21 protein-coding genes are annotated in these 19,744 nt (G+C 56.9%); 13 read left to right on the forward strand and 8 right to left on the reverse strand.

What is annotated here, in order from left to right:
- The first annotated feature begins 8 nt into the window (after positions 1–8).
- From pheS to pheT, 4 genes are all read left to right on the forward strand, one after another.
- Positions 9–1,082, forward strand: coding sequence for a phenylalanine--tRNA ligase subunit alpha (pheS, locus tag ACR3FC_RS11440; protein WP_480474934.1), 1,074 nt, complete (start codon positions 9–11; stop codon positions 1,080–1,082).
- On the forward strand, positions 1,079–1,540 hold the full coding sequence (locus tag ACR3FC_RS11445; RefSeq protein WP_480474936.1) for a hypothetical protein: 462 nt from the start codon (positions 1,079–1,081) through the stop codon (positions 1,538–1,540). The genes pheS and ACR3FC_RS11445 overlap by 4 nt, the downstream gene beginning before the upstream one ends.
- 366 nt (positions 1,541–1,906) lie before the next feature.
- The gene (locus ACR3FC_RS11450) at positions 1,907–2,659 is read left to right on the forward strand and encodes a CE1 family esterase (protein ID WP_480474938.1); all 753 of its coding nucleotides are present in this window, start codon (positions 1,907–1,909) and stop codon (positions 2,657–2,659) included.
- A gap of 78 nt (positions 2,660–2,737) precedes the next feature.
- Entirely contained in the window at positions 2,738–5,134 is a 2,397-nt protein-coding gene (pheT, locus tag ACR3FC_RS11455; protein ID WP_480474940.1) for a phenylalanine--tRNA ligase subunit beta, read from the forward strand.
- A gap of 43 nt (positions 5,135–5,177) precedes the next feature.
- Here pheT and ACR3FC_RS11460 read toward each other — a convergent pair whose 3' ends face one another.
- Complete coding sequence (locus ACR3FC_RS11460) at positions 5,178–6,062, reverse strand: LysR family transcriptional regulator (protein ID WP_480474942.1); 885 nt, start codon at positions 6,060–6,062, stop codon at positions 5,178–5,180.
- Positions 6,063–6,148: 86 nt separating this feature from the next.
- Between ACR3FC_RS11460 and ACR3FC_RS11465 the strand changes: the two genes are divergently transcribed.
- Both ACR3FC_RS11465 and ACR3FC_RS11470 read left to right on the forward strand, forming a co-directional pair.
- Positions 6,149–6,781 (forward strand): class I SAM-dependent methyltransferase, encoded by a 633-nt coding sequence (locus tag ACR3FC_RS11465; RefSeq protein WP_480474944.1) that lies wholly within the window; start codon positions 6,149–6,151, stop codon positions 6,779–6,781.
- A gap of 75 nt (positions 6,782–6,856) precedes the next feature.
- A complete protein-coding gene (locus ACR3FC_RS11470) occupies positions 6,857–7,306 on the forward strand; it encodes a YtoQ family protein (RefSeq protein ID WP_480474946.1) in 450 nt (149 codons plus the stop codon).
- Positions 7,307–7,353: 47 nt separating this feature from the next.
- On the opposite strand, the gene ACR3FC_RS11475 is transcribed toward ACR3FC_RS11470, so the two are convergent.
- Complete coding sequence (locus ACR3FC_RS11475; RefSeq protein ID WP_480474948.1) at positions 7,354–8,052, reverse strand: glutathione S-transferase N-terminal domain-containing protein; 699 nt, start codon at positions 8,050–8,052, stop codon at positions 7,354–7,356.
- A 143-nt stretch (positions 8,053–8,195) separates the two neighbouring features.
- Between ACR3FC_RS11475 and mscL the strand changes: the two genes are divergently transcribed.
- Positions 8,196–8,624, forward strand: a complete 429-nt coding sequence (mscL, locus tag ACR3FC_RS11480; RefSeq protein WP_480474950.1) for a large conductance mechanosensitive channel protein MscL — start codon at positions 8,196–8,198, stop codon at positions 8,622–8,624.
- Between the two features lie 130 nt (positions 8,625–8,754).
- Positions 8,755–9,543: a mechanosensitive ion channel family protein gene (locus ACR3FC_RS11485; RefSeq protein WP_480476890.1), complete on the forward strand. Its 789-nt coding sequence runs from the start codon at positions 8,755–8,757 to the stop codon at positions 9,541–9,543.
- A 161-nt stretch (positions 9,544–9,704) separates the two neighbouring features.
- Here the strand turns inward: ACR3FC_RS11485 and ald are convergent, their stop codons facing one another.
- Entirely contained in the window at positions 9,705–10,823 is a 1,119-nt protein-coding gene (ald, locus tag ACR3FC_RS11490) for an alanine dehydrogenase (protein ID WP_480474952.1), read from the reverse strand.
- 135 nt (positions 10,824–10,958) lie between these two features.
- Between ald and ACR3FC_RS11495 the strand changes: the two genes are divergently transcribed.
- Positions 10,959–11,417 carry an Lrp/AsnC family transcriptional regulator gene (locus tag ACR3FC_RS11495; protein WP_209506641.1) on the forward strand — a complete coding sequence of 153 codons (459 nt, stop codon included), beginning with the start codon at positions 10,959–10,961 and terminating at the stop codon, positions 11,415–11,417.
- A gap of 3 nt (positions 11,418–11,420) precedes the next feature.
- Here ACR3FC_RS11495 and ACR3FC_RS11500 read toward each other — a convergent pair whose 3' ends face one another.
- On the reverse strand, positions 11,421–12,260 hold the full coding sequence (locus tag ACR3FC_RS11500) for a CPBP family intramembrane glutamic endopeptidase (RefSeq protein ID WP_480474954.1): 840 nt from the start codon (positions 12,258–12,260) through the stop codon (positions 11,421–11,423).
- A gap of 252 nt (positions 12,261–12,512) precedes the next feature.
- Between ACR3FC_RS11500 and ppk2 the strand changes: the two genes are divergently transcribed.
- A complete protein-coding gene (gene ppk2, locus ACR3FC_RS11505; RefSeq protein ID WP_267365547.1) occupies positions 12,513–13,451 on the forward strand; it encodes a polyphosphate kinase 2 in 939 nt (312 codons plus the stop codon).
- A gap of 48 nt (positions 13,452–13,499) precedes the next feature.
- Here ppk2 and ACR3FC_RS11510 read toward each other — a convergent pair whose 3' ends face one another.
- Positions 13,500–14,630: a CAP domain-containing protein gene (locus ACR3FC_RS11510; protein ID WP_480474956.1), complete on the reverse strand. Its 1,131-nt coding sequence runs from the start codon at positions 14,628–14,630 to the stop codon at positions 13,500–13,502.
- Positions 14,631–14,927: 297 nt separating this feature from the next.
- Entirely contained in the window at positions 14,928–15,134 is a 207-nt protein-coding gene (rpsU, locus tag ACR3FC_RS11515; protein ID WP_005614280.1) for a 30S ribosomal protein S21, read from the reverse strand.
- A 111-nt stretch (positions 15,135–15,245) separates the two neighbouring features.
- Here rpsU and ACR3FC_RS11520 point away from each other — a divergent pair, with 111 nt between their 5' ends.
- Positions 15,246–15,938 (forward strand): COQ9 family protein, encoded by a 693-nt coding sequence (locus tag ACR3FC_RS11520; protein ID WP_480474958.1) that lies wholly within the window; start codon positions 15,246–15,248, stop codon positions 15,936–15,938.
- Between the two features lie 61 nt (positions 15,939–15,999).
- Positions 16,000–16,986 (forward strand): NAD(P)H-quinone oxidoreductase, encoded by a 987-nt coding sequence (locus ACR3FC_RS11525; RefSeq protein WP_480474960.1) that lies wholly within the window; start codon positions 16,000–16,002, stop codon positions 16,984–16,986.
- A gap of 30 nt (positions 16,987–17,016) precedes the next feature.
- On the opposite strand, the gene ACR3FC_RS11530 is transcribed toward ACR3FC_RS11525, so the two are convergent.
- Positions 17,017–17,874 carry a DUF2189 domain-containing protein gene (locus tag ACR3FC_RS11530; protein ID WP_480474962.1) on the reverse strand — a complete coding sequence of 286 codons (858 nt, stop codon included), beginning with the start codon at positions 17,872–17,874 and terminating at the stop codon, positions 17,017–17,019.
- A gap of 193 nt (positions 17,875–18,067) precedes the next feature.
- Between ACR3FC_RS11530 and ACR3FC_RS11535 the strand changes: the two genes are divergently transcribed.
- Complete coding sequence (locus ACR3FC_RS11535; protein ID WP_480474964.1) at positions 18,068–19,051, forward strand: quinone oxidoreductase family protein; 984 nt, start codon at positions 18,068–18,070, stop codon at positions 19,049–19,051.
- A 141-nt stretch (positions 19,052–19,192) separates the two neighbouring features.
- Here ACR3FC_RS11535 and ACR3FC_RS11540 read toward each other — a convergent pair whose 3' ends face one another.
- A complete protein-coding gene (locus ACR3FC_RS11540) occupies positions 19,193–19,669 on the reverse strand; it encodes a YHS domain-containing (seleno)protein (protein WP_480474966.1) in 477 nt (158 codons plus the stop codon).
- Between the last annotated feature and the right edge of the window lie 75 nt (positions 19,670–19,744).

The following is a 19,744-nucleotide window of genomic DNA, read 5'->3' on the forward strand; positions in this document are numbered from 1 at the left end:
GGGCCGTCATGGACGATCTTAAGGCAAAATATCTGGACCAAATCGCCGAAGCAGGCGACGAAAACGCGCTTGAGGCGATCCGCGTCGCGGCTGTTGGCAAAAAAGGCGAGGTCGCGCTGAAGATGCGCGAGCTGGGCAAGATGACGCCCGAGGAACGTCAGGTCGCAGGCCCGGCGCTGAATGCCCTGAAGGATGAGATTAACTCGGCGCTGTCCGCCAAAAAAGCCGCGCTGGCCGATGTTGCACTGGATGAGCGCCTGCGGACCGAATGGCTGGACGTCACCCTGCCGACCCGCCCGCGCCGTCAGGGGTCAATCCACCCGATCAGCCAGGCGACCGAGGAACTGACCGCGATCTTTGCTGAACTGGGCTTCTCGGTGGCCGAAGGGCCGCGTGTTGAAGACGACTGGTACAATTTCGACGCGCTGAACATCCCCGGTCACCACCCCGCACGGGCCGAGATGGACACGTTCTATATGCACCGCGCTGAAGGCGACAATCGCCCGCCGCACGTGCTGCGCACCCATACCTCGCCGGTACAGATCCGGTCGATGGAAAAGCAGGGTGCACCGATCCGCGTCATCTGTCCGGGCGGCGTGTACCGCGCCGATTACGACCAGACCCACACGCCGATGTTCCATCAGGTCGAAGGGCTGGCCATCGACAAGGACATCTCGATGGCGAACCTGAAATGGGTTCTGGAAGAATTCGTGAAAGCGTTCTTCGAGGTCGACGATGTCGAACTGCGCTTCCGCGCCTCGCATTTCCCCTTCACCGAGCCATCGGCCGAGGTCGATATCCGCTGTTCGTGGGATAACGGTCAGCTGAAGATCGGTGAGGGCGACGACTGGATGGAGATTCTGGGTTCCGGCATGGTCCACCCCAAGGTGATCGCCGCTGGAGGGATCGACCCAGAGGTCTATCAGGGTTTTGCATTCGGGATTGGCATCGACCGTCTGGCGATGCTGAAATACGGTATTCCGGATTTGCGGGCGTTCTTTGATAGCGACCTGCGCTGGCTGCGCCACTACGGGTTTGCAGCGTTGGATATGCCGAATCTGCATGGTGGTTTGAGTAGGTGACGGAACCCGACTTTTGGATGCAGCAAAACTTCGCCTTCGTATCGGCGCTTGTTTTGTTGTTCGTTGGGTATGTGGTTAAGGCTTGGTTTGATAGGCGTGAGCAGGTCAGGCAGCGGCACTTCGAAATCTATGTAGAAATTATTGAGGCCATTTGTGAACTGGCCAATGCCTTCAACAGAGGCGGCGAAGGCTTCGATGATGCCCTTGCTGCATATTCAACAGCCAAGATGAAATTCGCCGTCGTTGCGTCAGATTCTGCAATGAAACAATTGGTAGCTTTTGATCGAAGGATTACGGCAAAGCACAAAGTCCCGCACGAAGAGTTTGATGGACTTCTTGCTGCATTGATGAGGTCAATTCGCGAAGAGAATCTGGGGAAGACGCGAGTTGCAGAGGTCGACTTAATCACAATCACTCCATTCGGTCGTTCGATAAGAGACAAGAACGAGAATTCATAAGGCGAGTTGCGCGGAGCAAAGGCCGATAGGCCGCCGCGCTATCGCCAGACCGCCCGCACGAGCTGGTGATTTGTCCCCGACAGTACAACGCTCGAACAGCGCTCGGACTTGGCCAGCATAAACTGCCCACCACAACCCAAGGATCGCCATCCCGCGGTCTGGCCATAGCGCGGCTTGGTGTTTTGACCTGATGTAGGGCGGGCTTCAGCCCGCCATGTGCGATGGGTGGGTGCCGGGCTGAAGCGCGGCCTGCGTTCGGACCACACCGATATGTTAAGTGACAGGGCGGAATGCCTCGTTAGGGTCGGGCGCATGATCTGTCGATTGCTCTGCCCTTTCCTGTTAATTGCCTCGCCCGGCTTTGCCATGGGTCCCTGGAAAACCGAATGCCACGGCGATATTGCCTGTGATCTCGGTGACCGCTCGTATCACGTTCTTGAACCTGATGGCTGGGATGGTGAAACACCTCTGCCGGTGCTGCTGCATTTCCATGGTTGGGCGCGGCAGGGCGCCGTGGTCGTGAACCACGAACGGATTGCAGGGGCCACGAAGCGTCGGGGTGTGCTGCTGGTGGCCCCGAACGGTTTGGGCAAAAGCTGGGATTTCTGGTCCGCAAGCTCGGATGATGTGCCTTTTGCCGACCGGGTGCTTGAGGATATCGCCAGGCGCTATCCGATAGACCCGACCCGCATCTATGTATCAGGCTATTCCTTTGGCAGTGCGATGGCGTGGCGCTTTGTCTGCGAAACCGGCGATGATATCGCGGCACTGCTGGGTGTGGCCGGTACACTCCGCCAGACCGAGACCTGCCCGCAAGCCCCGCGAGTGGCGCGGCATGTCCATGGGACGGGCGACACGGTGATGGATTTCCCGTTCGGTCCGGGTGGCGATACAACGTATCCAGTGGCGCTGTGGCGTGAGAAATATGGCTGCGGTGCGGAGACCCTGCGCGGGGAGTGGAGTGTGGAACCGTTCCTGACGCTCAGACGAGTGGAATGGACCGATTGCACGCAGGGGCAGGTGACGCTGGACACGCATCCCGGTGGGCATTTCATCCCCCATGGCTGGATCGGATGGCAGCTGGATGAGCTTTTGGGCCGCACCCCCACCTATCCGTGACGCGCAGAGCTTGCACCCCGGCGCATTCTTTGCCATTGCCTGTGCCGACTGGATGTTTGCCAAAAAAGGCCCCGTGCAATGAAATTCACTCTGTCCTGGCTGAAAGACCACCTCGACACTGATGCTTCGGTTGATGAAATCGCCGAGGCGCTGACCGATCTCGGGCTTGAGGTCGAAGAGATCGTGAACCCGGCCGAACGGCTGGCAGGCTTTACGCTGGGCTATGTGAAACACGCCGAGAAACACCCTGATGCAGACAAGCTGCGCGTTTGCAAGGTCGATACGGATGAAGGTGAGCTACAGATCATTTGCGGTGCACCCAATGCGCGTGAAGGGATCACGGTCGTGGTCTGCAAACCGGGCATGTACATCCCTGGCCTGGACCTGACCATCAGCGTCGGCAAGATCCGCGGTGTCGAAAGCTTTGGCATGATGGCGTCCGAGCGTGAGCTGGAACTGTCGGATGAACATGACGGCATCATCGAACTGCCCTCGGGCGAAGTGGGTGATACATTTGTGGACTGGCTTGCAGAAAACGACCCTTCCAAAGTCGACCCGATGATCGAAATCGCGATCACTCCGAACCGCCCGGATGCGCTGGGGGTTGAAGGGATTGCGCGCGATCTGGCCGCGCGTGGAATTGGCACGTTGAAGCAGCGTGACTATACGCATGTTCCGGGTGATTTCGATTGCCCGATCAAGGTGACGATCGACGAAGACACGCTGGATGGCGCGCCACATTTCACTGGCCGTCTGATCCGTGGCGTGAAGAATGGCCCCAGCCCGCAATGGCTGCAGGATATGTTGAAGGCCATAGGTCTGCGTCCTATCTCGGCGCTGGTGGATATCACCAATTATATGACCTACGATCACAATCGCCCGCTGCACGTGTTCGACGCCGACAAGGTTCAGGGCAACCTGCGGGTGCACCGCGCCAAAGGCGGCGAGACGCTGGTCGCGCTGGATGAAAAAGAATACACGCTGCAACCCGGAATGATGGTGATTTCGGATGACAAAGGTCCGGAGTCGATTGCGGGCATCATGGGCGGTGAGGAAACCGGATGTACCGAGGAAACGGTAAACGTCTTCCTTGAAAGCGCGTTCTGGGATCATGTTCAGATCGCTCTGACGGGCCGTGCGCTCAAGATCAATTCCGACGCACGCTATCGGTTCGAGCGCGGTGTCGACCCGGAATACACCCGCGAGGGGCTGGAACACGCGACCCAGATGATTCTGGATATCTGCGGCGGAGAAGCCTCCAACGTGGTAGAGGCCGGCAAAGCACCGAACCATGCGCGCGCCTACAAGCTGAATGCGGAAAAGGTGCAGTCTCTGGTCGGGATGGATATTCCCGAAAGCGAACAGCGACAGACCCTGACCCGTCTGGGCTTTCGTCTGGAAGGTGAGATGGCCCATGTCCCCAGCTGGCGCCCGGATATCCTGGGCGAGGCCGATCTGGTGGAAGAAGTCGCGCGGATTGCTTCCTTGACAAAGCTGCAAGGCAGGCCGCTGCCGCGCGTGACCGAGGGGATACCGAAACCGGTAATGACCCCGACACAACGCCGTCAGTCCATGGCGCGCCGTACCTGCGCGGCGCTGGGTTACAACGAATGCGTCAGTTATACGTTCATTGATCAGGCCTCGGCGGCTTTGTTCGGTGGTGGTGATACTACGACCATGCTCGAAAACCCGATTTCATCCGAGATGAGCCATATGCGCCCCGATCTGCTGCCTGGCTTGTTGCAGGCTGCGGCCCGCAATCAGGCGCGCGGATTCGCGGATGTCGCCTTGTTCGAGGTCGGTCCGGTCTTTTACAATGGCGAGCCGGGCGATCAGAAAACCCAGATCACCGGCCTGCTGGTTGGACGTTCGGGCCCCAAGGATGTGCACGGTGCTGCGCGTCCGGTGGATGTGTTCGATGCCAAGGCTGATGTCGAGGCTGTACTGGCCGCCATTGGTGCGCCCGAAAAGGTTCAGATTTTGCGCGACGGCGATCCATGGTGGCATCCGGGTCGCCATGGCAAAATCTGTCTGGGTCCGAAAAAAGTACTGGGTGTCTTCGGAGAGCTGCATCCGCGCGTTTTGCAGGCGATGGACATAAAAGGTCCGGCAATGGCGTTCACCATCTGGCCGGACGAAGTGCCTTTGCCCCGCAAATCCGGTGCCACCCGCGCTGCGCTGGAACTACGCGACTTGCAGGCGGTCGAGCGTGATTTTGCCTTTGTCGTCGATGCCGATGTCGAAGCGCTGACGTTGGTGAACGCAGCCGCGGGTGCCGACAAGGCGCTGGTCGAGAGCGTGCGTGTCTTTGACGAATTCATCGGCGGCAGCCTTGGCGAAGGCAAAAAGTCTCTTGCCATTACCGTGCGCCTGCAACCGACCGAGGCGACGCTGAAGGAAAAAGACATCGAAGCCGTGGCCGCGAAGATCATTGCCAAGGTCGCCAAGGCGACGGGCGGAGTTCTGCGCGGTTAGAGCTCTGAGGCTCCAATGGAAAGCGCGCCTTCGGGCGCGTTTTTTATTTGGACAGGAACTTGGTCAGTAAGTCATAGACCAGCCGGATGCGGCGGCTGGTGTGCAACTCGCGATGCGTGGTCAACCAGATCGGAAATGTGATAGCCTCCATCCCGGGGCATACACGCTCCATACCTGGTGTCGCATCGCCGACGGTCTGCGACATGGGCGCGATGCCAAAGCCTTGTTTGGCGTATTCCCAAGCCACTATTCCGTTCTGAGACCCAAGCCGGAAATTCTCGTTGGTCAGGTGAATGCCAAGCGGCTTCAGATAGGCGATCATCTGATTGTTGTCGCCAAAGCTGATGAACTCATGCCGTGAAAGGTCCTGCTTTGATTTTGGGCGTCCCGCACGGTTGAGATACTCTGTGGTTGCATAGAAATGCCCCGACGCCTCCTGTACCAGCTTCGCGATTAGGTCGGGTTGATCAGGACGGACATGGCGGATCGCGATATCTGCCTCGCGCCGCATAAGATCCTGAATATCGTTTGAGGCAATCACGTCAATCCGCAGGCGCGGGGCTTGCGCCCGGATTTCGCGCAGCAGGTCGGGCAAGACATAGGCCGACATCACGTCACTGGCGGTGATGCGAACCCGGCCTTCAATGGATTGTGCCTGTCCGGACGCCGTCAGCGCGATGCGGTTGGCGGCGTCCCCCATTTTGCGAGTATGATCCAGCAGCTCCAATCCGGCCTGAGTGATCTCAAGGGTTCTGCCAACCCGTTCAAACAGCATCACGCCCAAGTCCTGTTCAAGCGCTGCTATCTGGCGACTCAGGGTAGGCTGCGTTTGCCGCAGCTGCCGTGCCGCCGCGGAAAATGACCCAGTTTCAGCCGTCGCCAGAAAGGCCCGGATGTGGTTCCAATCAAAATCGCCAAAATCATTCATACAAAAATGTATAGTAAACCTGCAAAATTCGGCAATTTATATTCGGTCTGCGCATGAATAAGTTCTCGTCGAAAGGAGACTCCTCAATGACCACCACTGCGAAATTCTGGGATGGAGTGGCCGAGAAATATGCCTGCTCGCCCATCAAGGATATGGCTTCGTACGAGCATACGCTGGAACGGACAGCGTCTTACCTGAAGAAAACCAATGATGTTCTGGAACTAGGGTGCGGCACAGGCATGACTGCTCTGAAGCTGTCCGGATATGTAGGATCTATCACTGCAACCGATGTGTCCCCCGGTATGTTGGCCGTTGGACGTCGAAACGCCGCTTCGCAAAGCATCGAAAACGTCACCTTTACCGAGGCTGATGCAAATCGACCGCCTGAGGGTTCTTTTGATGCGGTGCTGGCATTCAATCTTTTGCACCTGGTCGAAGATCTGGATCTGACATTGAGCCGAGTACATTCGGTCCTTAGACCCGGCGGACTGTTTATTTCGAAAACATTTTGCCGACCGTCCAGCGGAGCGAGCCTGAAGTATTACGCTATTCGTCTCGCGCTTCCGATCATGCAGTTCTTTGGTAAGGCTCCGTTTGTTCGATTCCTGTCTGAGGCGGATCTTGATGCGGCCATTGAACACGCCGGGTTCCGCATCATCGAGAGCGACAGTTTCCCCGTACGTGACGCTCGCCGATTCCTAGTGGCTCGCAAAATGTAGGGGTTTTTCCGGAATCCGCGTTGGGCTTTGGGTGTGGGACCCTTAAATTGGTCGGAAACAACAGCGGAGTTTGCCATGGGCCTGAACGTTTATCTTTCCGGAGAAATCCACACTGACTGGCGTGAACAGATCATCGATGGGGCGCAAGGCTTGGACGTGACCTTCAACGGCCCTGTAACCGATCACGCGGCCAGTGATGATTGTGGTGTGGCCATTCTTGGGGCCGAGCCGAACAAGTATTGGCACGACCACAAGGGAGCGATGGTCAATGCGATCCGGACCCGCAAGGGGATTGCGGATGCGGATGTTGTCGTCGTCAGGTTTGGCGACAAATACAAGCAGTGGAACGCCGCCTTTGACGCGGGTTATGCTGCAGCATTGGGCAAGTCGATCATCGTTCTGCATGGCCCGGATCACCAGCACGCGCTGAAAGAGGTTGATGCCGCCGCGTTGGCTGTGGCGGAAGAACCCGTTCAGGTGGTCGAAATTCTACGTTACGTGCTGACAGGCGCTCTGCCCGGCTGATCGATAAAAGGGGCGCCGGTTTGGCGCCCCATTTCTTTTAACTGTTATCAGTCTCGTGCGGGTATGGCTTTGCCGCGCTGAACCGCTGGGCGTTGGAAGAAACGATCGACATAAGCAACGACATTGGAATAACCGTCCCAGTCAACAACATCCTTAGCACCATAGAAATCCAGTGCATTCAGCCACGGAGCAAGAGCGATATCCGCGATGGAATACTCGCCCGCGATCCAATCCTGTCCTTCCAGTTGCGTATTCACCACGTTCAGCAGGCGCTTGGCTTCGTTGGTGTAACGCTCGCGCGGGCGCGGATCTTCTATCGCGCTGCCTGCGAATTTGTAGAAAAAGCCTAGCTGGCCAAACATTGGCCCGATGCCGCCCATTTGAAACATCAGCCATTGTGTGATCCGGTGCTTGTCTGCCGCGTTTTGGCCAAGAAACTTACCTGTTTTCTCGGCCAGATACAGAAGGATGGCACCGCTTTCGAACAGGGCCAGCGGCACGCCATCCGGACCGTCGGGGTCGATTATCGCCGGGATCTTGTTGTTCGGGTTCAGCGACAGGAACTCGGAGCTTTTGACATCCGCATCTGCCAGTGTCACCAGATGCGCCTCATAGGGCAGGCCGGTTTCCTCAAGCATGATCGAGGCTTTTACGCCGTTTGGCGTTGGATAGGAGTAAAGTTGAAGGATGCTGGGATCCTTCGCAGGCCATCTGTCGGTTACGAAAAAAGGCGTAAGTTGAGACATGAAACCTCCTGAGTAATGCCGTTTGGGGAAAAGTAGGGTGGCTTTCCCCTAAAAAACATACCCTTCTTCATGCGTTTAACGCACAATTCCTATGCGCTCATGCGTGAACAGAGGCGTGGACTTAAAAAAACAAGAGGGATGCTATGCTGGAAGAATTCAAGACTTTCATTGCCAAGGGCAATGTCATGGACATGGCGGTCGGGATCATTATCGGTGCCGCGTTTACCGCAATTGTTACCTCGTTGGTGGGCGACCTGATCAATCCGCTTATTGGATTGTTCACAGGGGGTATCGACTTTACGAACAACTACGCCGTTCTGGCAGGCGATGTGGCCGAAGGTGCCAGCCTTGAAGCGGCACGTGAAGCAGGCGCATCCGTCTTTGCCTATGGTGCTTTCATAATGGCGATCATCAATTTCCTGATCATCGCCTGGGTTGTCTTCATGCTGGTAAAAATGGTGAACAAGGTCAAAGACGCTGCCGAAGCAGAGGAAGAAGCGGCTGAAGAAGCCCCCACAGGTCCTAGCGAATTGGACATCCTGATGGAAATCCGGGACGCTTTGAAGAAGTAGGCCTGTCGTTTCGTCGCGACATCGGGCTCCGCACCAATCGCGGAGCCTGTTTTATGAGAATTGACGAACAGAAAACACGAGGAAATTCGAGATGGAACAAACCGCCGACTTGGCCGAGCAGGCGATTGGTATGGCCAATCTATACTTGCCCATTGCCTTGAATGCAGCGAAAGCTCTGATCGTTCTTGTTTTGGGTTGGATCGCCGCCCGAACGATCGCGAGTGTTGTACGCCGCCGGATCAACAAAACACCACAGATCGACCCGACACTTGGGAATTTTGCCGCCAGTGTGATCAAGTGGGCAATTCTGGCCATAGTTCTGGTCGCCGTTCTGGGGATCTTCGGGATAGAAGCCACCAGTATCGTCGCTATTCTGGGTGCTGCCTCGCTGGCTGTCGGGTTGGCACTTCAGGGTACGTTGAGTGATCTTGCGGCCGGTGTGATGTTGGTGGTTTTCCGGCCCTACAAGCTTGGACAGTATGTGGATATCGGTGGCACGGCAGGAACCGTTATGGACCTGAGCCTGTTCACGACCGAGCTTGTGACCCCCGACAACGTTCAGATCATTGTTCCAAACGGTCAGGCATGGGGGTCGATCATAACCAATTATTCAGCCCATGACACACGGCGTGTCGATCTGGTGTTTGGAATTGATTACGGGGACAGTGCAGATACCGCCATGCAGATCATTCTGGATGTGGCCAAGGCCGACCAGCGAATTCACAGCGACCCTGAACCCTGGGTGCGGGTCACGAATCTCGGTGACAGCTCGGTCGATCTGACTGCGCGGCTATGGTGTGCGGCAGCCGATTACTGGGACGTCAAGTTCGAGCTAACGAAAGTGGTGAAAGAGGCGTTTGACGCCAAAGGTGTTTCGATTCCGTATCCACATTCGGTCGAAATTCAAAAACAGGGGTGACGGCTGGCGCTCAATGATCTGGCAGTCATTCATACCTTCCGCGTATCGAAAAGGGCACCGCATAGAAACGCGGTGCCCTTTTTTGTGAAAGCCGTCGGTTCGGTACCGACCGCACCACCCTGAGAATTGCCGTCAACAGGCAACTTCGGGAGTGGAGTTACTTACGATTTGACCACCACATTTGGCGAAACGACGTCGATGCCAAGGGCCTTGCCAACGGCATAGTAGGTCAGTTTGCCAGCATGAACGTTCAAACCTTCCAGCAAGTGCGGATCGTCCTGACATGCCTGTTTCCATCCCTTGTCGGCCAGCGACAGCATGAACGGCATCGTGGCATTGCCCAGTGCGATGGTCGAGGTGCGCGCAACAGCGCCCGGCATGTTGGCCACACAGTAGTGCATGATACCATCGACATTGTAGATCGGGTCGGCATGGGTAGTGGCTTTTGACGTTTCAAAGCACCCGCCTTGGTCGATGGCGACATCCACCAGTACTGCGCCGGGTTTCATCGTCGACAGTTGAGCACGCGACACCAGTTTCGGTGCGGCAGCGCCGGGGATCAGAACAGCACCGATGACCATATCAGCGTCCTGGATCAGTTCAGCGGTGGCGCCCGCTGTCGAATACTGGTTCTTGAAAGTTCCGCCAAAGACATCGTCCAGATAGCGAAGACGCGGCAGTGACCGATCCAGAACGGTGACATCAGCCCCCATTCCGGCGGCAATCTTGGCCGCATGTGTCCCGACGACGCCGCCGCCAATCACAACTACTTTGGCCGGGCCAACGCCGGGAACGCCGCCCATCAGAACCCCACGGCCACCATTTGCCTTCTGCAAGGTCCAGGATCCAACCTGAGGTGCCAGCCGACCGGCGACCTCGGACATGGGTGCCAGCAGCGGCAGACCGCCGTTAGCATCCGTTACGGTCTCATAGGCGATTGCGGTACAGCCCGACTCCAGCAGGTCGTGCGTCTGATCCGGGTCCGGAGCCAGGTGCAGATAGGTGAACAGCAACTGCCCTTCACGCAGCATCTTGCGTTCAACCGCCTGAGGTTCCTTGACTTTGACGATCATGTCAGCGGTGGCAAACACCTCTTCTGCGGTGTCAACGATTTGCGCGCCTGCTGCAACATAGGCGTCATTGTCGAAACCTGCGCCGATGCCTGCACCGGATTCGATCAGGACTCGGTGTCCGCGTGCAACCGCTTCCTGAGCGGCATTGGGCGTCATCCCGACGCGGAATTCCTGAGGTTTGATTTCCTTGGGGCAACCGATTTTCATTGGGCTCTCCGTTCATAAGCTGCTTAAATTATGTGCATTTCGTGGCGCAATTTCTGTGAAAGAAAACGTGCTAATGGACTTTTCTTTGGAAGAATTTCCCGTACTATTCAAAAAACTCGCAAAGGAATTGCAGGAATGAGCCTGGACACGACCGATCGAAAGATTCTGGCCGCACTTCAGAAGAATGGCCGGATGTCGAATTCCGAGTTGTCTGAACAGGTCAACCTGTCTCCGTCTGCGTGCCACCGCCGCGTTCAACGGTTGGAGGTTGACGGCTATATCCGCAACTACGTGGCTCTGCTGGATGCGCGGAAAATGAACGTGCCAACCACCGTTTTTGTCGAAATCACGTTACAAGGTCAGGCCGAAGAGGTTCTGGATGTGTTCGAAAAGGCGGTGGCCCGAATACCGGATGTGCTGGAGTGTCACCTGATGGCAGGTACCGCAGATTACATTCTGAAAGTTGTGGCGGAAAATACAGAAGATTTCGCGCGTATCCACCGGCAATACCTGTCGCGCTTGCCAGGGGTGGCGCAGATGCAAAGTTCATTTGCGTTGCGTACCGTGTTCAAGACCACGGCCTTGCCGGTCTGACCGTCATAATGGGCCGGGATAGGTGAACAGCAGCAGGTGGGTCAGGTTAAACCCGAAATGCATCGCAACAGGCACCCAGAGCCGACCGGTAGCATAATATCCCAACCCGCACCCCAGCCCGAGAAGGGCTGCGAATACTACAAGCGCGGGTCCTCCGCCGATATGCGCCAATCCAAACAGCAGGCTGGCGGAGACCAGACCGCCTGTTACTCCAAGGCGCGAGGTAATGGCCGACTGCAAGTAGCCGCGAAAGAACGCCTCTTCGGTAAGACAAGTCAGAAACAGGTTGGACAGGCAAAATACCATCCACCAATAAGGGGTTGAGAGGTCCAAGCGCACCGCGCCCAGCGATAGACCCAGCAGAAACAGGCCAGGCAAAATCAGCAAACCCGCTAGCAAAGGTCTTATTCTGTTCTGGATTGCGCTGTTCAGCATTCCGGGCCAGGCCAGAAGAACGGCAAAGAAGACCATGGGTTTGTCCAGATTCAGGTGCAGTGTGAAACTTGTGCTGAAAACACTTGCCTGCACCTGATCCAGCAGTTTCAAGTTGTTGAACCCTGGGAACAGATGTGCCCCCAATGCCAGGCACCACAGGATCAACAGCGTATGCCCTGCGATAGCGAGCAGACCTGTCTGGCGTGGGAGGAAGAAGGCCACGATCAGACCAAGCGCCACCGCCACGATTGCTGTCGGTGACATCAGCCCGGTAACCCAAGCAACACTGACGAACAGAACCAGCAGGGCAAACGCAAGGCCAGTTCGACGCACCATCGCCGCGACTTGCGCTGTGATCAGGATCAGCCAAGGCCAGGTGACCGGCAATGTCGAAAAGAAAAACGTCACGGCGTTCTCGTCTGAATTGTGGACTCAGTCATGCCGCACAAAAACAAGGCAATGCAAGCAACTAGGAAGCGCGCGACTGATGCCTTGTGTCTATTCTTGTGCTTGTATCCTTTGGGTCAGACGTACACATTCGGGTAAAAGACCATATACCCGTCCAGACCCTGATTTCCGATTGAGATTGCTGCAACGGATCGGCTTCAATTTATCTGATGACATCAGGCGGTTACACAGGCCCGATATGGTTCGAACCCGATGACTGAGAAGGAGCTGATCTTGGCTTACGAAAACGATGGGGGCACCAAGAACTGGCTTGAGGCCGAGTTGGAAGACACGCTGGACGAAGATTTCGAGATCGAGTTCAGTGAGCCTATGCTGTCGATGGAAGTCCGCAAAATCTATCGGGACCAGCACCCCGAAATGCTGGATCGCAAGGTCTATTTCCGAAACCTGCTGCGATTGCAGGCCGAGTTGATCAAGGTGCAGGATTGGGTGCAGCACACTGGTGCCAAGGTTTGTATCCTGTTTGAAGGCCGTGACAGTGCGGGCAAGGGGGGCGTGATCAAACGGATCACGCAGCGTCTGAACCCCCGTGTCGCCCGTGTGGTTGCTCTGCCAGCGCCCAGTCGCCGCGAGCAGAGCCAATGGTACTTTCAACGCTACGTGCCGCATCTGCCTGCCGCGGGTGAAATCGTCTTGTTCGACCGCTCGTGGTACAACCGGGCAGGGGTTGAACGGGTGATGGGCTTTGCGTCCGAGGATCAGGTCGAACAGTTCTTTCAGGACGTTCCCGAATTTGAACGGATGCTGGTCCGGTCAGGGATCATTCTGCTGAAATACTGGTTTTCGATCACGGATGAAGAGCAGCAACTGCGGTTCCTCATGCGTATTCACGACCCGATGAAACAGTGGAAACTGTCACCGATGGATCTTGAATCCCGTATTCGCTGGGAGGCGTATACGAAGGCCAAGGAAGACATGTTGTTCCGAACCAACATACCCGAAGCGCCGTGGTATATCGTTGAGGGTAATGACAAGAAACGCGAACGTCTGAATTGTATCGAGCATCTGTTGACAAGAATCCCCTACGAAGACGTGCCACAGGAAAAGGTCAATTTGCCGGACCGTCGGTACAATCCTGAATACGAGCGGCGGGTTTTGCCAGACGAGCTTTACGTTCCAAAGATTTACTGAGCAACGCATGCGAGGCCGGCAGGGCCGACCTCGCACAATTTCAAGTGATCAGGCCGCATCCATCATGCAGTCATGGGTGAAGATATTGATCATGAAGACATCGCAGCCATCGTCTTCGGCTGTTTGGGTGTCGACAGGCTCAATCTCGGTCTCCGGGGTGGTATCTATGGCTGGCATGATATCGACGTCGTCATTATTGCCTGCCACATCAGTGCCGCCATTCATGTCGTCGCGCCAGTCAAACTCGTCAAACTGAGCTTGCAGGTTTTCAAGGAAGCTGGCGATTTCATCCAGGAAGGCCTGAATGTCAAAGCAGAAGGCTTCCGGCTCACCGCCATCCACGACTTCGGTATCGGGCGTTTCAGGTTGCGGTTCCCCGGTTTCGGTTACGTCAGTATCCGGCGCTTCAGGTTCCGGTTCTTCAGTTTCGGTTACGTCAGTGTCCGGTGTTTCGGGTGTTGGTTCCTCGGTACCGGGGGTTTCAGGTTCCGGTTCTTCGGTCTCAGTGACGTCGGTATCAGGCGATTCGGGGTCCGGTTCTTCCGTCTCTGTGACGTCGGTGTCTGGTGTCTCGGGTGTCGGCTCCTCGGTTTCGGGGGTCTCAGTCCCAGGCTCTTCGGTCTCGGTGACGTCAGTATCCGGGGTTTCGGTTTCCGGTTCCTCGGGCTCTGCAACTTCATCCGGTGTTGCCGGGGGAACGGGCGGCGCGTTTGTATTGCCGTTGTCCAGCATGACAGCCGCGTCGGTTGCGGCAAAGTTTTGCGTAACCATCACCGCATCGAAGCCCTGCATGTCACCGGTTTCGATCCCGATCCCGATATATTTGAAATCCGGGTTTAGGATATTGGCGCGGTGACCCGGACTGTTCATCAGGTTTTGATGCAACTGGGCGACATCGTCGCTGATACCCGGCGCGCCGCGTTCGGACTGCCATGCGATGTTTTCCCCGGTGCGCCAGCTTCCTTCAAGATCGAACCCCGCGTTTTGCATCCGCTGGGTTGCGCTAGAACCGCCTGAACCGGTGTGGCTGAAGGTGTCTGTATTCAGCATCCAGGTGCTGTGATCTTCGGACGAGTCGTTCAGCTGCGTTTCAAGTTGCAGCGGGGTGAGACCGCGGGACGTGCGCTCCTGGTTTATCAGCGCCAGCATCTCGCGTTCGTATGTACTTGCAGTCGACATATTTGCCTCCGTTTGTGTTTGTGTCCTTGCGGACGGGCTCACTTAGAGGCGGGGACGTCGCGGGTGATAGAGGGCGGCGCAATTCAGGCGAGTTTTGGCGGCCCGATGCTACCGAGACGAGATTCGCTGCGCTGCAAAGCGCCGGGCAAAACACTGCCTGTACGGAAATGGCAGCTTGCCGCACAACCTGAACCACGAGTCGGCGGATTGTATCCGAGCCCTGAAACGACAAACCCCCGGGCCATGCCTCGGGGGTCGTCAAATAGTGTCATCCAAAGCTGGACGAAATCAAAGATCTCAGAGCAGACCTTCGCGCTGGGCTTTCTTGCGCGCCAGTTTACGGGCACGGCGAATCGCTTCAGCTTTCTCGCGCGCTTTCTTCTCGGACGGTTTCTCGAAATGTTGCTTGAGCTTCATTTCACGGAACACGCCTTCGCGCTGCAGCTTTTTCTTCAGGGCACGAAGCGCCTGATCGACGTTATTGTCGCGAACACTAACCTGCATGTGGTTGTCACCACCTTTCTAGATAGAGTTGCAAGGAAATTGCAGGAGTTGGCCGTATAGCAAAGCCGCCCTAACTTGTCTAGTACTGGACCTGACAACCGGAGAACTGTCATGACCACCACATATGAAGATGCAAAACGGCAGCTTTTGGACGCGATGCTGAACCATGTTCCTTTCGACGGCTGGTCGGAAACCAGCTTTCGCGCCTCGGTTTCCGATTGTGGTCTGGATGACGGTTTGGCACGTGCAATTTGCCCGCGCGGGGCGGTTGATCTGGCACTGGCCTTTCATGCGCGCGGCGATCAGGTGATGCTGGACCGCCTCAGGTCCGAGGACATGAGCGGGCTAAAATTTCGCGACAAGATTGCCGCTGCGGTCCGGTTCCGGTTGCAGGCTGTTGAAGACAAAGAGCTGGTGCGCCGGGGCATGACGCTGTTTTCCCTGCCAGCGTATGCGACCGATGGGGCCAAGGCCTTATGGCAGACCTGCGACCTGATATGGGACGCACTGGGCGATACGTCGGAAGATGTGAACTGGTATACCAAACGGGCAACCTTGTCGGGGGTCTATTCCTCGACCTTGCTGTTCTGGCTGGGTGATGACAGCCCTGACCATCAGCGCACGTGGGAGTTTCTGGATCGCCGGATCGCAAATGTCATGGAGTTCGAAAAGCTCAAGGCTCAGGTGCGTGACAACCCGGTCTTGAAACCCTTTCTTGCAGTTCCAAACTGGCTGGCGGGTCAGGTGAGGGCGCCGGCCAAGATGCGGGATGATCTGCCTGGCATGTTGAACCCCCGAAAGTAACGCGTCTTGGTGCTGGGCCTTGCCTCTGATGCCTGTTAGGCATTGGGCAAAGGAGGTGCCTATGACCCAGATGATGCGTGCTGTTGAGATCTCTCAACCGGGTGGTCCCAATGTTTTGCAGCTGACCGAACGTCCTATCCCTAAGCCGGGGGCCGGACAGGTTGTATTGAAAGTGGCCTATGCCGGGGTGAACCGCCCCGACGCTTTGCAACGCGCGGGCGCTTACGATCCGCCGCCGGGCGCCAGTGACCTGCCGGGGCTTGAAGCTTCGGGCGAAGTGGTCTCGGTCGGTGCGGGGGTCGAAGGACTGTCTGTCGGTGATCAGGTCTGCGCACTGCTGCCCGGCGGTGGCTATGCGGAATACGTTTCGACCCCAGCGGCTCATTGTTTGCCTGTGCCCGCGGGTATGGGAATGAAAGAGGCAGCGTGTCTGCCCGAGACCTTCTTCACAGTCTGGTCCAACGTGTTCATGCGTGGCGGGTTGAGGGCAGGTGAACGTTTTCTGGTTCACGGTGGGTCCAGCGGTATTGGTACGACGGCAATCCAACTGGCCAATGCCTTTGGCGCGCGCGTTTTCGCCACGGCTGGGTCGGATGAGAAATGTGAGGCTTGCATCAAGCTGGGCGCCGAAAAAGCGATCAACTACCGCGACGAGGATTTCGTAGCAGCCATGCGCGCCGAAGGTGGGGCAAACCTGATCCTCGATATGGTCGGAGGTGATTACATCCCCCGCAACGTCAAGGCCCTGGCCGAAGATGGGCGGCTGGTGCAAATCGCGTTTCTGCAAGGGCCTGTGATCGAGCTGAACTTTGCCCTGATGATGGTCAAGCGCCTGACCCTGACCGGCAGCACATTGCGCCCACAAAGTGATCTGGCCAAGGCGCAAATCGCGCAGGACCTGCGCGAAGCTGTCTGGCCTCTGTTGGATGCCGGAAAAGTTGCGCCCGTGATGGACAGCGAGTTTGATCTGACCGAAGCCGCCGCCGCCCATGCGCGCATGGAAAGCTCGGGTCATATTGGCAAGATTGTTCTGAAGATCGCGGGTTGAGTTTAGAATGCGCGGGCGAGTCCCGCGCGTTCACGCAACGGCGCGGCGATACAGATGCCACGTGGCATGACCCAGAACGGGCATCACCACGATAAGCCCCAACAGCAGTGGCAAAGCCCCCAGGAACAAAAGCACCGCTACGATGAATCCCCAGGTCAGAATGACGCCGGGGTTGTGACGCAGCACCCTGAATGATGTCACAACAGCAACCGGCAGGCCTACTTTACGGTCCAGCAGCAAGGGAAAACTGACGACGCTGATCGCCAGTGCGCAAAGCGCAAAAACGAATCCAACCGCTGTTCCAACAATGACCATCGTCCAGCCCGCGGAGGTCGTGAACACCTGCGTGGCAAATGCGCTGAGCGACGCTGGAACCTCGGGGCCCATCGTGTAGGTGTGAATGCTTTGTGCCACCATCAGCCAAAGCAGCAGCAGCATCACAAGGTAAAACCCCAAAACCAGAATTGCTCCGAATGACGGCGAGCGGAGCACACCAAATGCGTCCAGCCAGTGAACCTCGCTGCCCTGTTCACGCTTGCGGCTGATCTCATAGAGGCCCACGGCCGCAACTGGCCCGATCAGCGCGAAGCCAGCGACCAGAGGGGCCAGAAGCGGAACCAGGTTGGCATTCAGGGCAAAGCCGAACATCAAAAGCCCGGCAACCGGGTAAACCAGGACAATGAACACCACATCCGCTCGGGTTTCGAGAAAATCCTGATACCCCGCCCTCAGGCAGGCGCGTAGGTCTTGCAGGGTCAAGGTCTGCACCATTGGCACTTGCGTTGGATCTGCACTGCCAAGTTGCGAGACGCTTTCTGTGACGTGGTCACCTGTGGCGCCCAGAGCCTGGGCCGCCCAGCTGATCGGGTTTCCGATTGTCTTAGCCATTTCTTCACCCTTCCCTGGCGAGACTTGCGCCGCGGAACGGATCCGGCATTCAGTTGCCCGTGGCCGGCCCAACCGGCAACGCCATGCCTCAGTATAACATAAATTTGCGAAATCTGGATCAATACTCCGGCATCGGACGGATTGCCGTGTGTCACAGTCATGTTAGCTTGATGGCAGGCAAGAGGAGGTCAGGATGCAGAAAACAGCGAAAACGGTTGTGATTCACGAATTTGGTGGGCCTGAGGTTTTGCGGATCGAAGACAGGCCTGTAGGTGATCCCGGTCCGGGTGAGATACGTATTCGGCATCAGGCCTGCGGGTTGAACTTCATCGACGTATATCAACGCACCGGCCTGTATCCCCTTGACCTTCCCCATGCTTTAGGCATGGAGGCCGCAGGTACCGTTGAGGCGGTTGGGGAAGGGGTAACGCATCTCAGACCGGGGCAGCGGGCCGCTTACGCCGCAGCCCCGCCCGGTGCTTATTGTGAGGCGCGCGTGATGCCCGCTGCGCAGGTTTGCCCGCTACCGGATGGCATCACATTCGAAGCCGGTGCAGCGATGATGCTGAAAGGTCTGACGGTTGAATACCTATTTCACCGGACCACACCATTGAAACGGGGTGATACGGTCCTGTTCCATGCGGCAGCTGGCGGGGTCGGGCTGATCGCATGCCAATGGGCTAAATCCGAAGGCATCACCTTGATCGGAACGGCGGGGAGTGACGAGAAATGCAGCCTTGCGCGGTTTAACGGGGCCGCGCATTGCATCAATTACAGGTCCGAGAATTTCGCAGAACGCGTGGCTGAGATTACAAAGGGTCAGGGCGTAGACGTGGTGATGGACTCGGTCGGAGCGGACACGTTCGAAGGATCACTGGATTGCCTGAAACCGCTGGGCATGATGATTTCCTTCGGCAACGCCTCGGGCCCGGTTCCACCGTTCAACCTTGGGGTTCTGGGCCAGAAAGGCTCGCTCAAGATCACCCGGCCCACGTTGTTTACTCATATCGCGGATCATGCGGTGTGTCAGGCAATGGCACGTCGCCTGTTTGGCAAAGTCGAGGGGGGTGAGGTCAAAGTCCATGTCGATCAGCGTTTTGCCTTGGATCAGGTTGCTGATGCGCATCGTGCGCTTGAGGCGCGGCAAACGACTGGCAGCACAATTCTGGACCTGTAACTCTGGACCTGTAACGCAGTATCCAAACGATATTGCCCATTGAATTGGGACACTTGATGCGCTGAATGGGAAGGGCAAGAGGTCTTCAATAACATACGGCGGCGGAAAACCCGCCGCCGCTGTGCCTGAAATAATCAGGTTTTACTGCGATTGCAGCTCTGCCGGGGATTTTTCAGCAATCGTTTCCCAGTTTGCGCTCGCGCTTTCGATGAAACCCGGGATGTCGCCTTCCCAGCGCTCCTGAATGTCTTTGGACAGGTTCAGATACAGCTTGTTGTCAACGATCTTCCAGTGGTTCGGGTCGCCGTCGAATTTAAAGCCCATGGCCGCGCCGAAGGCACAATAGCCGCCATATGCGGGCAGATATGCATCAGGATTGGCTTCAAAGGCTACTTTGTTTTCTTCCGACGAAAACCGGTACAGTGCAGCATCGTGCAATGCAGTAATGCGGTAATCGCCCTTGGTCGCTTCGCCAGCGGTGAAGTACGCCACCGGATCATAGCCCTGCATGGCCAGACCAGTCGAGCTTGCGTTGATTTCGACGCCAGCCGCCAGCGCGGAGGTTGCCAACGTGACAGACAGTGCCACGCCACTGATCAGAGATTTAAACTTGTTCATTGCTTCACCTTTCGTGAAATGAGCCCGTTCAGCACCGCAATAATTGCCGCCGTAAGGCCCAGATTGTTGTCCTGT

Source organism: Ruegeria sp. AF3 (assembly GCF_056536285.1).

Bases quoted from the DNA above. Each gene is read 5' to 3' on its own strand.
- pheS (WP_480474934.1), top strand. From the start codon at position 9: ATGGACGATCTTAAGGCAAAATATCTGGACCAAATCGCCGAAGCAGGC.
- ACR3FC_RS11450 (WP_480474938.1), top strand. From the start codon at position 1,907: ATGGGTCCCTGGAAAACCGAATGCCACGGCGATATTGCCTGTGATCTC.
- pheT (WP_480474940.1), top strand. From the start codon at position 2,738: ATGAAATTCACTCTGTCCTGGCTGAAAGACCACCTCGACACTGATGCT.
- ACR3FC_RS11460 (WP_480474942.1), bottom strand. From the start codon at position 6,062: ATGAATGATTTTGGCGATTTTGATTGGAACCACATCCGGGCCTTTCTG.
- ACR3FC_RS11465 (WP_480474944.1), top strand. From the start codon at position 6,149: ATGACCACCACTGCGAAATTCTGGGATGGAGTGGCCGAGAAATATGCC.
- ACR3FC_RS11470 (WP_480474946.1), top strand. From the start codon at position 6,857: ATGGGCCTGAACGTTTATCTTTCCGGAGAAATCCACACTGACTGGCGT.
- ACR3FC_RS11475 (WP_480474948.1), bottom strand. From the start codon at position 8,052: ATGTCTCAACTTACGCCTTTTTTCGTAACCGACAGATGGCCTGCGAAG.
- mscL (WP_480474950.1), top strand. From the start codon at position 8,196: ATGCTGGAAGAATTCAAGACTTTCATTGCCAAGGGCAATGTCATGGAC.
- ACR3FC_RS11485 (WP_480476890.1), top strand. From the start codon at position 8,755: ATGGCCAATCTATACTTGCCCATTGCCTTGAATGCAGCGAAAGCTCTG.
- ald (WP_480474952.1), bottom strand. From the start codon at position 10,823: ATGAAAATCGGTTGCCCCAAGGAAATCAAACCTCAGGAATTCCGCGTC.
- ACR3FC_RS11495 (WP_209506641.1), top strand. From the start codon at position 10,959: ATGAGCCTGGACACGACCGATCGAAAGATTCTGGCCGCACTTCAGAAG.
- ppk2 (WP_267365547.1), top strand. From the start codon at position 12,513: ATGACTGAGAAGGAGCTGATCTTGGCTTACGAAAACGATGGGGGCACC.
- ACR3FC_RS11510 (WP_480474956.1), bottom strand. From the start codon at position 14,630: ATGTCGACTGCAAGTACATACGAACGCGAGATGCTGGCGCTGATAAAC.
- rpsU (WP_005614280.1), bottom strand. From the start codon at position 15,134: ATGCAGGTTAGTGTTCGCGACAATAACGTCGATCAGGCGCTTCGTGCC.
- ACR3FC_RS11520 (WP_480474958.1), top strand. From the start codon at position 15,246: ATGACCACCACATATGAAGATGCAAAACGGCAGCTTTTGGACGCGATG.
- ACR3FC_RS11525 (WP_480474960.1), top strand. From the start codon at position 16,000: ATGACCCAGATGATGCGTGCTGTTGAGATCTCTCAACCGGGTGGTCCC.
- ACR3FC_RS11530 (WP_480474962.1), bottom strand. From the start codon at position 17,874: ATGGCTAAGACAATCGGAAACCCGATCAGCTGGGCGGCCCAGGCTCTG.
- ACR3FC_RS11535 (WP_480474964.1), top strand. From the start codon at position 18,068: ATGCAGAAAACAGCGAAAACGGTTGTGATTCACGAATTTGGTGGGCCT.
- ACR3FC_RS11540 (WP_480474966.1), bottom strand. From the start codon at position 19,669: ATGAACAAGTTTAAATCTCTGATCAGTGGCGTGGCACTGTCTGTCACG.